Source organism: Marinomonas colpomeniae (assembly GCF_014803385.1).
Taxonomy (GTDB): domain Bacteria; phylum Pseudomonadota; class Gammaproteobacteria; order Pseudomonadales; family Marinomonadaceae; genus Marinomonas; species Marinomonas colpomeniae.
In genome coordinates this window covers 54,008-68,468 of record NZ_JACYFC010000002.1, presented here as the reverse complement: position 1 = coordinate 68,468, position 14,461 = coordinate 54,008, and the positions used below count along the sequence as shown (strand labels likewise).

Below are 14,461 nucleotides of genomic sequence, written 5' to 3'. Positions count from 1 at the left end.
TTTCCAATCAACTGAAAACCTAAGTCGCCTGCAAAAATCCTTTTAAAACATTAGCCGTGTTATAGCCAATATCTTCCACAGCATAACCACCTTCCATAATGAATAACGTTGGTAACTCCAGGCTTGCTAGCTTCTGCCCCATTTTCAGGTACTCATCCGTCTTTATTTTAAAGGAACTGATCGGGTCGTTTTCGAACGTATCTAGCCCTAAAGAGACAACCATAACGTCGGCGCCATACGCTTTAAAAGCAATTAGACTTTCTTCTAGTTTGGCTTCCCACTCACTGTAGGACGTGCCAGCAGGCAATGGATGGTTTAAGTTATATCCAAGACCTTCCCCAGCACCTTTTTCTTCGGCATAGCCTAAATAATATGGAAATTCATGAGTAGGATCACCATGTATAGAACTAAAAAAGACATCTTTTCGGTCATAAAAAATCGCTTGAGTTCCATTACCATGATGAAAGTCGACATCCATTAAAGCGACTTTTGCAAAGCCGTTGTCTAATAAATATTGCGTGGCGACTGCCGCATTATTGATAAAACAATAACCGCCATATTGATCTTTAGATGCGTGATGACCCGGTGGTCTAGCGAGTGCAAAGCAAGACGTTTCACCCTGTACAATAGTGTCTGCCGCTGTCAGTGCAATGTTAGAGGAAAGCCAAGCCGAACGAGCGGTATTCGCTGCAATAGAGGTTTCCCCCGCCAATGCGTAATAACCTAACTTACCATCTATAAACTCAGGGATACGAGGGCTTGTCATCGATCTTGACGGCCATGCAGTAGGAATTGCCTCACCCTTCATTCCCGCTGCTTGCCATTCTTCCCAACAGCTATCCAGAAATTCTAAATAGTTCTTAGAATGAATTTTTTCGACATGAGATCGAGGATATTGACGTGGTTCAATCAGAGGCCCCAAGTCATATTCTTTTAATGCTTTACAGATGTATTCCATTCGATCTGCACACTCAAACGGACTAACCAACTCGCCACCTGACAATTCCGTTTTGGTGTTGTGCTGGCTGTGCTCTGGCGAATATATAATTTTCATTTCAGCTCCTACTTCCCGTTACCATGATGCTCTTATAGTAAGCAAATAGATCAAGAGCAAACAATAACCTTAAAGGGTTATATGGTTTGCCTTGATGAGTGACGAAAAGTTAATAGCATTAAGCTTACAAAGCGTCTTTTTTACAAAGTCATCACTCAATATTCTGGATCTGTTCTCTCATCTGCTCAATCAATACTTTCAGTTCTACCGCGCTTTGTGTGGTTTCAACGACGATAGATTTGGACGACAGGGTGTTGGCTTCGCGGTTGAGTTCTTGCATTAAGAAGTCTAAACGGCGGCCGATTGGGCCTTTTTGTTGCAGTTGGCGGCGCACTTCTTTGGTGTGTGTCGCAAGGCGATCCAGTTCTTCCGCGACATCGGCTTTTTGTGCCAACAAAACGATTTCTGCTTCTACGCGCATTGGATCAAGGTCGGCTTTTGCAGCTTCGAGTTTGTCTATAAGGTTTTGCTTCTGCGCGGCGATGATTTCAGGTAATTTGGCTTGTACTTCGACGACGATGGCGTCGATGGCATCTAAGCGTTGCTCAATAATTTCTTTTAGCTGCTCACCTTCGCGTAGTCGAACTTGAATGAGTTCATCCACACTTTTGTTAAACAGTTCCACAACGGCTTTCTTCATCATCTCGGCCTCTGTGCCTTCTTCGCTTAAGATGCCTGGCCATTTTAGTATATCCAGTGGGTTTGCTGGATCTAGGTCTTTAAACCAAGTGCCAAGCGTTTCAACCGCAGTTGCTAGCGCTTGGGCATTAGTTGGGTTAATTGTCAGGCTGGTTGACGCTTTGTCGACTGCTTGAAAACGCAGTTGGCATTCTAGTTTTCCGCGATTCAGTTTTTTGCGCAGTACATCTCGAAAAGAAAACTCAAGTTCACGGAAGTTTTCTGGTAGACGAAAGTTAGGCTCTAAGTAACGTTGATTGACTGAGCGAACTTCCCAGCTGATTGTGCCCCAGTCGTATACGGCTTCTTGGCGTGAGAATGCTGTCATGCTTGCAGTCATGTTGAGTACCTAGGTAATAAATAGAGAAAACAAAGGCGGTATTGTAGCGCAACGATAAGGGGTTCGACAGTTTCTCTTGCTGTAGGTTTTTCCGCTTATTGTGATGCTTTCTGATTGCTGAGCGCGCAATTTTATATGGGTTCGTTATAATTGTCCCTTTACGATATTAACCAACAGAGAGAGCCAGTATGCGCCCAAGTGGAAGAGCAGTAGATCAATTACGTCCCCTTAAGATTACACGTAATTTTACAAAATACGCCGAAGGGTCGGTATTGATTGAATGTGGCGACACTAAAGTAATTTGTACGGCGACGGTGGTTCATGGTGTGCCGCGCTTTTTAAGAGGCAAAGGGCAAGGTTGGATCACGGCTGAATACGGTATGTTACCTCGTTCTACTGATAAACGGGTGGATCGTGAAGCCACTCGCGGTAAACAAAATGGACGTACGATTGAGATTCAACGTTTAATTGGTCGCTCTTTGCGCGCCGCTGTTGATCTTAAAAAGCTAGGTGAAAACACCATCACGATTGACTGCGATGTTATTCAAGCCGATGGAGGAACTCGTACTGCGTCTATTACGGGTGGTTTTGTTGCCTTAGCGGACGCTATGAACAAGCTAGTGGAAAGTAAAAAAGTAAAAACAAACCCCATTGTTTCTCAAATCGCTGCTATCTCTGTTGGTGTTTACAAAGGAGTTCCCGTTTTAGACTTAGATTACCCAGAAGACTCTAATGCAGAAACAGATATGAACGTGATCATGAACGACAAAGGCGGTTTCATTGAGATTCAAGGTACGGCTGAAGGCGAAGCATTCAGTGATGAACACATGATGGGAATGCTGGCTGTAGCGCGTAAAGGTATTGCTGAAATCATTGCCGCGCAAACAGCTGCTTTAGCTGAGAAATAAGTCACCATTATTTTTAGTTCTTCTAAAACCTCGCTTCGGCGAGATTTTTTTTCTCTTTTTTGAACTTTTCGATTTGTTTATTCTGATATTTTTCCTACATAAACTCTGATAATGCTTGAGTGCTCAGAAGTTCTGCTTCATATTGATATAATTGGTATTTTTACGAAACAAAGACATTTTCCTGATACTTCATTAGCCAACAAAAGTGAGGAGTTATGTTAGCTCTGCGTAAACGTCTTTCTTATAGGCAAGCTAAATGGGCTTTGTTGCTTTTATTTATATTGAGCTTAACCATTAGTGCCTTTCAGGTTTTTACAGACTGGGAAGAAGAAAAAGCAAACATTCAAAGTAATGTCATGTCGACGCTTTATATTATTGAGAACTCGGTCACGGAAGCGGCATACCTGTTAGACGAAGACTTTGCGAAGAAAGTACTTCTTGGATTAATGCGTTCCAATGACTTCCATAAAACAGAACTTAGAGATGATTTAGGAAAAGTACTTGCCAGTACCTATCGGCCTTTGGTACCTCTCTCGTTTCATTGGGTCTCTGAAAAAATATTTAGAGGCTTGCCTCTGCAATTTAGTTTACCGCTTGTACATAACGAACGCTTGTCACCTGTTGGAACTCTCACGGTAGAGATTGATAGCGGTGTTGTTAAAAACAGTTTTATTCAACGGAATGTTCGTTTGATTCTCACTTCTCTTATGTCGGCGCTGCTACTTGGTGTCACCATATTCATGTTGTTTTATTTTCAAATTTCTCGTCCACTTTCACGTTTAATTGAACGTTTGAGTTTGTTAGATAACGATGAAAATGATCCAGTGCAGTTGAAGTTTAAACAAACTGCGCGTGAAGATGAATTAGGTATTTTAGCACGAACCATTACCGCTCTTTGGCACAAAAGAAGAAAAGTGGAAACGAAACTTGCGAAAAGCGAAGCCTACTTTAAAGCGGTTTTGCATCAGTCCAGTGAATCTATGTTGCTCACTGATTTGAACGGAAAGATTTTAGACAGTAATGATCAAACTTGTCGGTTATTAGGCTATGACACAGAAGCACTCCTTACCTTAAATATCCAAGAAATTGATCCTGAACAAACTCCCAGCTTACTCAAACAATGGTCTGACGCTTCTATTCAAAAGGCAAAGACCTATGACGCCGATTATTTCAGAAAGAACGGTGATCGATTTCCTGTAGAAGTGTGCGGAAATATAATCACCTTGGATCAAGATGATTATTTCTTAGCGTCTTTTAGGGACATTACTCAACGTAAAAAAGACGAAGAACAGGTTAAGTTTTTAGCCTATTACGATTCATTGACCAATTTACCTAATCGACGATTTTTGAATCAGAATCTAGAAAAAGTAATCACTCAGGCTCGTGAAAACGGTTATGTTGGTGGCTTGATATTTCTCGATTTAGATCGTTTCAAGAGTATTAATGATTCTATGGGACATCATGTTGGCGATTCGCTTTTAGAGGAGGTCGCCCAGCGCATTATTTCTGCTTTATCTGAGCCTGAGATCGCCGTCCGCATTGGTGGTGATGAGTTTGTTTTATTGCTTCCTGAGCTCGGTAAAAATTTTGAAGAAGCGCGATATAAAGTGACTCAATTGGCTGAGTCGTTGTTGTTCAAACTCTCACAAATGTTTCGGTTAGATGAAACGGATGTGTTTATTTCAGCCAGTATTGGTATTAGCTTGTTTCCGTTTGAAAATGAGGACGATGCTCAGATACTTCGCCAAGCCGATACGGCTATGTATGAAGCGAAGATGAAAGGGCGTAATCAATACTGCTTCTATCGACAGGAGATGCACCAAGAAGTGGCAGAGAAACTGGCACTGGAAAAAGCATTGCACGGGGCCATAAACAAAAATGAATTTATCCTAGTCTATCAGCCTCAAGTGAATACCCACGGTCAATTGATTGGTTTTGAAACCTTATTACGCTGGTTCAATGATGAACTTGGACAAGTACCTCCTAGTCGCTTTATTCCTGTGGCTGAAGAAGCTGGACTAATTGACGAGGTTGGTTATTGGGTACTAGACAATGCTTGCCGACAATTAAAAATATGGCAGGAAGAAGGTTTACCATCTCTGTTTGAAAGCATCGCAATTAACATTAGTCCTTATCAATTTGCCAAAGACGATTTTGTCGATACCATTAAAAAAGTAATAGAAAAGCATCAAATTGATCCTAGCTTATTGGATCTAGAAATTACAGAAGGTATGTTGGTAGAAAAGATATCTTCAGTGACTGAAAAAATGTGGCAACTCAAAGAGCTAAATATACGTTTTTCTATCGATGACTTTGGTACAGGTTATTCGTCATTACGATATATACAGCATTTTCCGCTCACTCAATTAAAAATCGATCAGTCATTTGTTAGAGATCTTTCTGGTGATAGTAGTAATAGCTCGATTATTAATACGATCGTTTCCATGGCGTCTCATATGGCGTTATCCGTCTTAGCGGAAGGTGTGGAGAATCTAGAGGAAAAGGTATTGTTAGATCAGGCCGGCTGTTCGCGATATCAAGGTTATTATTTTTCTAAACCTCTTGAAGAAAGTATGGCCAGCCAATGTTTACATGAAAACGTTCGGTTTCCTTTGATCTCTCATGTATAAGAAATAGCTACTTTAATGGGAAATTATGATTGATTACCGTTTTATCTGAAGCAAAAAAATCCCCAGTAGACGATGTCTATGGGGATTTTTTATTGCCTCTCCTAGCATTAGAGAATCCTAACTATAGGGCGCTATCACGCCTTCTAGGAAATGGATATTAACGCTTAACAGCACCTGTAGGCGTAAACTTAGCACCATCAAGTGGGTAGTTGTTTTGAATGTATTCAACCATAACATCAGCATCTACATAACCAGAGTTAACGTAGTTTGGATGGTCTGTTACTTTAGGGTAACCGTCACCACCTGTTGCAACATAATTATTGATCGCAACACGGTATGTTTTGCTTACATCTAATGGGCTGCCATTTACTACGATATTGGTTGCTTTGCCGTCTACAAGAGTAAGCGCAACACCATCAAATTGGCCGAATGCGCCAGACCCTGCTTCTTTGCTAGCAATAACAGAAAGGTAATCTGTCAATTCTGTTGCGTTTAGATCAACGTAAGAAACTGTGTTACCGAAAGGTTGTACTTGTAAAACGCTTTTATAAGTCACAATACCTTTTGCTAGGTCGTCACGGATACCACCAGAGTTCATTACACCAATGTCAGCGTTTACTTTTTCTTTCATCGCGCGTGCAATTAAGTTACCCAAGTTTGTTTCTTGTTTACGAACAACACTACGATCACCGATGAAATCAGCGTTTGAGAAGCCAATTTCAACATTAAGTTCTGTCTGACCTTTTTCTTGGAAAGGCGTTAACATAGCTAACATTTCAGGGTCTTGTGCAATTTCATTTTCAATGAAAACGCGAACAGATTTGCCTTCAGCGTCTTTTACTTTTTTCTTCAAGTTAACAGGGATCAGGCGATACTCAGAAGAAATGATTTCACCATTTTTGATAACAAGATCTAAACGGCCAACATATTTACCCCATTCGTGAGCTTGTAGAATCAAGGTGCCGCTTTGTACATCTGGTTCGAACAGTGGGTTTTGAGAGTGTCCACCAACGATAACGTCAATACCAGGAACCGTACGCGCTAACGTCACATCACCTGGTGCATTACCACCGTAGTTACCATCTTTGTAGTGACCCATATGAGTCGCTGCGATAACAAGGTCTGCTTTTTTATGTAATTTAGGAATCAAATCTTTAGCGACTTCTGCAGGAGGTAGAATGCTAAGACCTTCTAAGTATTCAGGGTTACCAATTTTTACAGTGTCGTCTGTCGTGAAACCAACAACGGCAATTTTTAGATTATTGATGTCAAAAATTTTATAAGCATCAAATAATGGCTTGCCAGTATCTTTTACCAAGATATTAGCGGATAAGAATGGAAATCCAGCCCAATCACGTTGCTGCATTAGCACGTCACGAGAGTTATCAAATTCATGATTACCTAATGCCATTGCATCGTATTTCAGCATGTTCATGCCTTTGAAGTCAGGCTCTGCATTTTGTAAATCGGATTCAGGTACGCCAGTGTTAATGTCGCCACCCGATAAAAGTAGTGATGAACCGCCATTTAAAGCAACTTCTTCACGAATATTGTCGATCAAGGTCTTACGTGCCGCCATACCGTATTCGCCGTTTCTGTTTTGCCAGAAGCGACCATGATGGTCATTCGTATGAAGTATGGTTACTTTATATTCTTGATCTGCTTCCCAAGCTGGCTGATATCCACCTAGTGATGAACAACCTGTTACAGCAATGGCGATTCCGGTTATTGCTAAATGAGGAAGATAGCGTTTTATTGGTTTCATTATGTTGTTTCCTAATGTGGTATTAATCGTCGGTCATTTCAGTAATTAATCGCAGCGCTATTAGTTATTGAATTGCGTTATTGAGCAGCATGGTTAATTACAGTTAGCAAAATGTATCTCATATTTGCGACAAGTTCGAGACACTGTGCAGTAATTTTGACCATTTGTGCAAAAACAGAGCTGTTTTTTATCAAAAACAGTAATAGAGAGAAGAAAGCCGTCAGATAAAAACTCTGACGGCTCTTTTAGAGAGGTGTTTTAAATCAGTTATTTCACTAAAGGTGTAGGTGATTACTTATCAAGACGCTCACCTGATTTTTCATCAAAAACAACCGCTTTGGATGTGTCGAACATCATTTTAATAATAGAGCCTGATTCTGCTGGGTAAGCTGGATTTGAACGACAATTAATCTCTGCGCCATTTACACGAGTAAGAATCATCGTATCAGCGCCCATTGGTTCGGTGACTTCTACTTCAATTTCCGTTGTCGTTACAAAAGGTTGACCTTCTTTATGAGGCTGAGGTTCAGTGATCATTTCAGGACGTAGACCAAGTAAGATGGTTTTACCTACGTGCGCAGTTAAAGATTCTGGCTTAGGGAAAGGCAAAGCAACTGCTGAGTTGGTCGCTAGCTCTAACATTGGAATGTCGTCTTTTAAGATGACGTTAACAGGAACAAAGTTCATGGCTGGAGAGCCCATGAAGCCAGCAACAAATAAATTAGCTGGATTGTCGTAAATCTCTTGCGGTGTACCTAGTTGCTGAACTTCGCCGTCTTTCATTACCGCGATACGATCCGCTAAGGTCATTGCTTCAATTTGATCATGAGTTACATACACAATAGTTGTGCCTAGTTTTTTATGCAGCTTCTTGATCTCTGTACGCATTTCTACACGTAGTTTAGCGTCTAGGTTGGAAAGTGGTTCATCAAACAAATAAAGCTGAGGGCGGCGTGCTAAGGCACGCCCCATGGCGACACGTTGACGCTGCCCACCAGACAATTGAGCAGGTTTACGGTTTAGAAGATGACTAATTTGCAACATATCAGCAACGCGTTGTACTTCGGTTTCACGCTCTTCTTTTGGTACTTTACGCATTTCTAAGCCAAATGAGATGTTTTGTGCAACCGTCATGTTTGGGTACAAAGCATAAGACTGGAAGACCATAGCGATGTCACGGTCTTTTGGACTGGTGTAAGTCACATCGTTGTCTGCGATTAAAATACGGCCTTCAGTGACATCTTCAAGCCCAGCGATAGAGTTCATCAGTGTAGATTTACCACAACCAGATGGCCCAACCAAAATTAAAAATTCACCCGCTTCAATAGTGATGTTAATACCTTTTAATACTTCTGTGGTGCCGTAGCGTTTTTTAACATTTTCAATGACGAGATTAGCCATGTTATTACTCCAAATTTTGTCTAATCACTCATGCTGTGAAACGTAAAAGGCACGAGTGTTTTTATTTTTTGAGATTAAATACTTTTTAAGATTAAAGATTCTTTAATCTAGAAGGTTTGAGTCTAGTTAGTTAGCCCTTCACCGCACCAGCGGTTAAGCCACGAACAAAGTATTTACCTGCAAACACGTAAACCGCGAGTGTGGGTAGTGCTGCGATAATCGCTGCAGCCATGTCTACGTTGTACTCTTTACCGCCAAAACTGGTGTTGACCAAGTTATTGAGCGCAACGGTGACTGGTTGAGTGTCAAAACCAGAGAAGGCCACGCCAAATAAGAAATCATTCCACACTTGAGTAAACTGCCAGATCACAGTCACCACAATAATGGGCGTGGAGACAGGCAAAATAATGCGGTAAAAAATGGTAAAGAAACCAGCACCATCTAAACGAGCTGCTTTTACTAATTCGTTAGGGATAGACTGATAAAAGTTACGGAAAAATAGAGTAGTAAACGCTAATCCATAAATAACGTGAACAAACACTAGGCCCATTGTTGTGTTTGCAATGCCCAACCAGCCCAATGTACGTGCCATAGGTAACAAAATAACTTGGAATGGAATGAAGCAACCCACTAATAACGCAGCGAAAAAGATATCACTACCACGGAATTTCCAGAGTGAAATAACGTAACCGTTTATCGCTCCTAATAGAGTTGAAATCACCACCGCAGGAATCACAATTTGAAATGAATTCATCAAGTAAGGTGAAATACCTTCACAACTACTACCAGTACAAGCACCAGACCAAGCTTTTGACCAAGAATCAAAATGCAGTGAGGTAGGTAAAGAAAGCAAGGTTCCAGTACGAATTTCTTCTACATCCTTGAGAGACGTAATCAGCATGACGACAAACGGCATCAAATAGAAAGCTGCGACAATGATTAAAACCGCATACAAGGCAAAGCGTAAGACTTTATCTAGGCCAGAGGTTTTACGGCCAACCGTGTGATTACTCATGACGCTCACCTCGTAATTCTGAATACAAATAAGGAATCAATATGGCCAACACACAACCAAGCATAATCATGGCAGAGGCTGAACCTAAGCCGACTTGGCTACGGGTAAATGTATGTGCGTACATGAAATTGGCTGGTAAATCGGAAGAGTAACCTGGGCCGCCATTCGTTAACGCGGCAACCAAGTCAAAGCTCTTAATCGCAATGTGCGAAAGAATGACTAAGGCGCTGAAAAAGACAGGTTTTAGTGATGGTAAAATAATACGACGGTATGTCGTGAATGTGTTCGCACCATCAAGATGAGCGGCTTTAATTAAGTCGCTATCAACTCCGCGAAGGCCTGCGAGGAATAATGCCATGACAAAACCAGATGCTTGCCACACGGCTGCAATCACCAAGCAGTAAACAACCATGTCTGGATTAATAAGCCAATCAAATTTAAAGTCTTCAAACCCTAAGTTGACCATCATTTTTTCTAGACCGTTGGTTGGGTTAAGCAGCCACTTCCAAGCGGTACCTGTGACGATAAAAGAGATCGCCATAGGATAAAGATAGATTGTGCGAATTGCGCCTTCGGCACGAATTTTTTGATCTAAAAAGATCGCAAGTACAACGCCAAGGAATAAACAGATAAGAATAAACAAACCGCCAAAGACACCGAGGTTTGTCAGGGATACGATCCAGCGATCATTGTTAAAAAGACGTTCATATTGATCGAAGCCAACAAAGTCATAAGAAGGCAACATGCGAGAATTGGTAAAGGATAGTATGGCCGTCCAAATCATATACCCGTATATGCAGACTAAGGTGACAATCATCGTAGGGGCCATTACGATTTTTGGCATCCAGTCAGCCAGACTTAGGCGTGCACGACGTCCTGACTGAATCGGTGAGGATTCAGAATTGGTGGCGTTAGTATTCATAATTGATGCTTCACTACTGAGGATAACGAAGAGGCTGGTCACAAGACCAGCCTCGTGTACTTTAAGTGCTAGTAACGCTTATTACATGCTTGCTTTAACGGCACGCGCTAGTTTGTCTACCGCTTCTTCTGATGTCATAGATTCATCGTTGAAGAAGTTAGTTACTACGTCAAAAATAGCACCTTGAGCCATAGAGTTAACGGCCATTCCGTGAGCCATACTTGGCAATAACTGACCTGTAGTAGAACTTGCTAAGAAAGCGTCCATTGAAGACTGTGCGCAAGAATCAAACTTCTCACGAGACATATTCAAGCGAGTTGGAATAGAGCCTTTATTCAAGTTAAATGTTTCTTGGAATTTAGGTTCTAGAATCAAACGAGCAAGGTCTTTTTGAGCCGCTTGTCTTTCGTCGCCGTCTACTTTGAACATTGCTAAAGAATCAATGTTGAAAGTGAACGCGCCGCTTGTGCCTGGCGCTGGGTAACAAACGTAATCAACACCTGCTTTTTTGCCTGCAGCCGTAAATTCGCCCTTAGCCCAATCGCCCATGATTTGCATTGCAGCATCGCCATTGATGACCATAGACGTTGCTATGTTCCAATCACGACCAGAGAAACCTGGGTCAACGAATTCACGCATTTGTTTAAACGTTGAAAATACATCGATCATGTCTTGGCTACGTAACGCTTTATCCGACAATGCAAGGAAAGCGCTGTTATAGAATTTAGTGCCTTTTGATAACGCAATGGCTTCAAAAAGAGTGGCGTCTTGCCAAGCTTGACCGCCATGAGCAAGAGGAGTGAAACCTGCCGCTTTGATTTTTTTCGCTTCTACAATGAATTGATCCCATGTTGTTGGGATAGATGCGCCTGATTTACGGAATACTTCAGGGTTTGCCCACATCCAATTTACACGGTGAACGTTTACAGGAGCTGCAACATAGTGACCGTCGTATTTCATTACTTCACTGACAACACGAGGTAAAATTACATCCCATTCGCCTGCTTTGGCAACATCATCAAGATTGGTTAGAAAGCCTAGGTCGCCCCATTCTTGGATTGTTGGTCCTTTGATTTGAGCAGCAGCAGGAGGATTGCCAGCAATGGCGCGAGATTTTAGGACGGTCATGGCTGATTCACCGCCACCACCTGCAACAGCAAAATCTTTCCATGTATGGCCAGCGTTGACCATTTCTTCTTTAAGTACGTTGATCGCAGCAGCTTCACCACCAGATGTCCACCAATGTAAGACTTCTACGTCGCCAGCTTGACTTGTTGCTGCTGATAGAGACAGTGCAACCGCGGTTAAACCGAAAGCAATTTTTTTCATGATAAAAACCTTTTTTATTTTTTTATGGTTATGTTGCGACATCAAATACCTTAAGTACTGTGATATTGCTTTAGTCATTTCGACCTCGTGTCCTGTTAATCAGTTTAAGCGAGCGGTCGAGTTATCGAATTTAGCAAAGGATTTAGCAAGAGGGGGTAAAGTAGAGCAACCTATTGTAACGAAACCTTGCATTGTCTGTTTTTATGGTGAGAAATTAGTGTCTAGGTAGCCAGATTTTTGCTTCGAGTCCTTTCTCTGGTGCGTTGCTTAGCGTGACCTCTCCTCCATGCGCTCTGGCGATATTACGCGCAATACTTAAGCCCAACCCCATGCCTCCGGGGTGGCCAGAATGATCTGGTGTCAGTCGAGTATAGGGTTGGAATACCTTATCTATCTTATCAACTGGGATGCCGGGGCCTTGGTCGCAGATACGAATGCAAACTTCATCTTCGTTATCTTCGATAAACACCATGGCTGTTTTACCATAGTACAAGGCATTATCTACGAGATTCCCGAGACAACGTTTAATTGCTAAGGGTTTACCAATGAAAGGGTGTTTTAACTCACCGATAACAGAGAGCTTTATGTCATTCAGGTTAGCAGTGGATTGCATGTCTCTGAGCATACGAGAAATATTTACTTCGATACGATTTTCATGAATGTCTGTTTCTTTTACGCTCTGAAGGGCTCCTTTTACTAGCATGTCTAAATCTTCTAGGTCGCGAATCATGGCGTCTCTGATGTCATCTTCATCTAGCATTTCTGCCCGTAAATGCAGACGAGTTAAAGGGGTTTTCAAATCATGTGAGATAGATGCAAACAGCCTTTCTCGATCATTTAAATAACGTTGTATGCGTTGTTGCATATCGTTGAAGGCTTTCGCTGTATTGCGTACTTCGACACTGCCTATTTCCTCAATAGGTTTCCAGTCACCCTGACCAAAGCGTTCTGCTGCACGCGCTAACGTGGCAAGAGGGCGAGTGACTCGCCTTAGTATAAGAATGCTGAGTAGCAATACGGTAATGACAGACATAGCCATGGAGAACAAACGGTCGCCACTGAGCGCAGAAGTGCCATCCAAGAAATAAGGGTCTGGCATTAAGCTAGCAAGGTACAGCCAATCTTTGTCGTTGATAGGAATTTGAATAACGATAATGGGTGGTGTCAGTGGTTTGACTAATAAACTGTGATGCCCCCATCTTTCTGGAAGATCAGCTAGACGAGTGTGGTTATTGATAACGTGTAAATCGTTCGGATTAGAAAAAGCTATCTGTGCGTTGTGAATGCCAAGCTGTTTTATTAGGGTTGATCGTACTTCATTTTTTACAATATCTTTTAGAGGTGAATCGGGGATGTTATTAATCATGATTTCTTCTTTGTTTAGTGTCACAAAGAAGCGAGTACCGCCCATATCTTGGAGTTGATCGATAACGATATGTCTGTAATTAGTGGGTAAAGATGTGAAGTAACTGACGGTGGCTGCAATACGGAACGCCATGTGTTTGGAGACTTCTAAGACATTTTTTTCAGTATCAGATTCTAGTTGGCGTAACCAAATAGTAGAACTGATGAACTGTGCGCTGGCCACACCTAATGCCATAATGATGAGTATTTGTCCTGTTAAAGACTGAGACCAGCGTTTTATGTATGAACGCTTTTTACCTGTTGAATTAACTGGCATCACTGACTGCTTGAACGTTAGAGGTTAAAATATAACCTTGACCACGAACGGTTTTAATTAACATCGGCTGTCGGGCATCTTCTCGTAAGCGTTGACGTAAGCGGCTAACATGAACGTCAATAAATCGGTCCAAAGGTGCACTGTCTCGTCCTCGTGTATTTTCTGCAATGAGCTCGCGCGTTAAGACTTCACCAGGGTGAGTGAGAAACAACATTAGTAAGTTGTAATCTGCCCCAGATAGAGACTCTTTTTCATCTGCAAACTGCAATTCTCTGGAAAGTGTGTCTAAAGTGAATTGTGCGAAATGATAAAAACGATGTGCAACAGGCGATGGTTCAATGACTTCGCTGTGCTCCATACGTCGTAAGATGGCTTTGATACGCGCTAACAACTCACGCGGGTTAAACGGTTTGGCGAGATAATCATCGGCACCAATTTCTAAACCAATAATACGATCCATTTCATCTGAATTCGCAGTGAGCATAATCACAGGCACTTGAGATTGAGTTCGCAGTGAACGACAAACGCTAAAGCCATCTTGACCAGGAAGCATGATATCTAGAATAACCAAGTCAAGGTCTGGCGCAGATTTAAAGTCAGCGAGAAAGGCTTCTCCTGAGTCTGCGGTGAGTACCGTAAACTGATGCTTTTCTAAGTAGGCTTTGAGCAAAATTCGGATGTCGTCGTCATCGTCTACAACATAGATGCATTTGGCTTTGGTCATACGGGTGCTCAATG

At 41.9% G+C, this 14,461-nt stretch carries 11 protein-coding genes; 2 read left to right on the top strand and 9 right to left on the bottom strand.

Annotation, left to right across the window (positions count from 1 at the left end):
- Nucleotides 1–19: 19 nt before the first annotated feature.
- Nucleotides 20–1,054, bottom strand: coding sequence for a histone deacetylase family protein (locus IF202_RS05535; protein WP_191593899.1), 1,035 nt, complete (start codon nt 1,052–1,054; stop codon nt 20–22).
- Between the two features lie 151 nt (nt 1,055–1,205).
- Entirely contained in the window at nt 1,206–2,072 is an 867-nt protein-coding gene (locus IF202_RS05530) for a YicC/YloC family endoribonuclease (protein WP_191593898.1), read from the bottom strand.
- Nucleotides 2,073–2,260: 188 nt separating this feature from the next.
- Between IF202_RS05530 and rph the strand changes: the two genes are divergently transcribed.
- Together rph and IF202_RS05520 are read left to right on the top strand one after the other, a co-directional pair.
- Nucleotides 2,261–2,980 carry a ribonuclease PH gene (rph, locus tag IF202_RS05525; protein ID WP_191593897.1) on the top strand — a complete coding sequence of 240 codons (720 nt, stop codon included), beginning with the start codon at nt 2,261–2,263 and terminating at the stop codon, nt 2,978–2,980.
- Between the two features lie 215 nt (nt 2,981–3,195).
- Nucleotides 3,196–5,610, top strand: coding sequence for a putative bifunctional diguanylate cyclase/phosphodiesterase (locus IF202_RS05520; RefSeq protein WP_191593896.1), 2,415 nt, complete (start codon nt 3,196–3,198; stop codon nt 5,608–5,610).
- A gap of 157 nt (nt 5,611–5,767) precedes the next feature.
- On the opposite strand, the gene ushA is transcribed toward IF202_RS05520, so the two are convergent.
- The 7 genes from ushA to IF202_RS05485 all read right to left on the bottom strand — a co-directional run bounded on the left by ushA (nt 5,768) and on the right by IF202_RS05485 (nt 14,447).
- Nucleotides 5,768–7,375 (bottom strand): bifunctional UDP-sugar hydrolase/5'-nucleotidase UshA, encoded by a 1,608-nt coding sequence (gene ushA / locus IF202_RS05515; protein WP_191593895.1) that lies wholly within the window; start codon nt 7,373–7,375, stop codon nt 5,768–5,770.
- Nucleotides 7,376–7,666: 291 nt separating this feature from the next.
- A complete protein-coding gene (locus tag IF202_RS05510; protein WP_191593894.1) occupies nt 7,667–8,776 on the bottom strand; it encodes an ABC transporter ATP-binding protein in 1,110 nt (369 codons plus the stop codon).
- A gap of 130 nt (nt 8,777–8,906) precedes the next feature.
- A complete protein-coding gene (locus tag IF202_RS05505) occupies nt 8,907–9,791 on the bottom strand; it encodes a carbohydrate ABC transporter permease (RefSeq protein ID WP_191593893.1) in 885 nt (294 codons plus the stop codon).
- Complete coding sequence (locus tag IF202_RS05500) at nt 9,784–10,713, bottom strand: carbohydrate ABC transporter permease (RefSeq protein WP_191593892.1); 930 nt, start codon at nt 10,711–10,713, stop codon at nt 9,784–9,786. The genes IF202_RS05505 and IF202_RS05500 overlap by 8 nt, the downstream gene beginning before the upstream one ends.
- An 81-nt stretch (nt 10,714–10,794) precedes the next feature.
- Nucleotides 10,795–12,042 carry an ABC transporter substrate-binding protein gene (locus IF202_RS05495; protein WP_191593891.1) on the bottom strand — a complete coding sequence of 416 codons (1,248 nt, stop codon included), beginning with the start codon at nt 12,040–12,042 and terminating at the stop codon, nt 10,795–10,797.
- 214 nt (nt 12,043–12,256) lie between these two features.
- A complete protein-coding gene (locus IF202_RS05490; protein WP_191593890.1) occupies nt 12,257–13,723 on the bottom strand; it encodes an ATP-binding protein in 1,467 nt (488 codons plus the stop codon).
- Nucleotides 13,713–14,447, bottom strand: a complete 735-nt coding sequence (locus IF202_RS05485; protein WP_191593889.1) for a response regulator — start codon at nt 14,445–14,447, stop codon at nt 13,713–13,715. The genes IF202_RS05490 and IF202_RS05485 overlap by 11 nt, the downstream gene beginning before the upstream one ends.
- Between the last annotated feature and the right edge of the window lie 14 nt (nt 14,448–14,461).

Bases quoted from the DNA above. Each gene is read 5' to 3' on its own strand.
- IF202_RS05530 (WP_191593898.1), bottom strand. From the start codon at position 2,072: ATGACTGCAAGCATGACAGCATTCTCACGCCAAGAAGCCGTATACGAC.
- IF202_RS05510 (WP_191593894.1), bottom strand. From the start codon at position 8,776: ATGGCTAATCTCGTCATTGAAAATGTTAAAAAACGCTACGGCACCACA.
- IF202_RS05495 (WP_191593891.1), bottom strand. From the start codon at position 12,042: ATGAAAAAAATTGCTTTCGGTTTAACCGCGGTTGCACTGTCTCTATCA.
- IF202_RS05500 (WP_191593892.1), bottom strand. From the start codon at position 10,713: ATGAATACTAACGCCACCAATTCTGAATCCTCACCGATTCAGTCAGGA.
- IF202_RS05535 (WP_191593899.1), bottom strand. From the start codon at position 1,054: ATGAAAATTATATATTCGCCAGAGCACAGCCAGCACAACACCAAAACG.
- IF202_RS05520 (WP_191593896.1), top strand. From the start codon at position 3,196: ATGTTAGCTCTGCGTAAACGTCTTTCTTATAGGCAAGCTAAATGGGCT.
- ushA (WP_191593895.1), bottom strand. From the start codon at position 7,375: ATGAAACCAATAAAACGCTATCTTCCTCATTTAGCAATAACCGGAATC.
- rph (WP_191593897.1), top strand. From the start codon at position 2,261: ATGCGCCCAAGTGGAAGAGCAGTAGATCAATTACGTCCCCTTAAGATT.
- IF202_RS05490 (WP_191593890.1), bottom strand. From the start codon at position 13,723: ATGCCAGTTAATTCAACAGGTAAAAAGCGTTCATACATAAAACGCTGG.
- IF202_RS05485 (WP_191593889.1), bottom strand. From the start codon at position 14,447: ATGACCAAAGCCAAATGCATCTATGTTGTAGACGATGACGACGACATC.
- IF202_RS05505 (WP_191593893.1), bottom strand. From the start codon at position 9,791: ATGAGTAATCACACGGTTGGCCGTAAAACCTCTGGCCTAGATAAAGTC.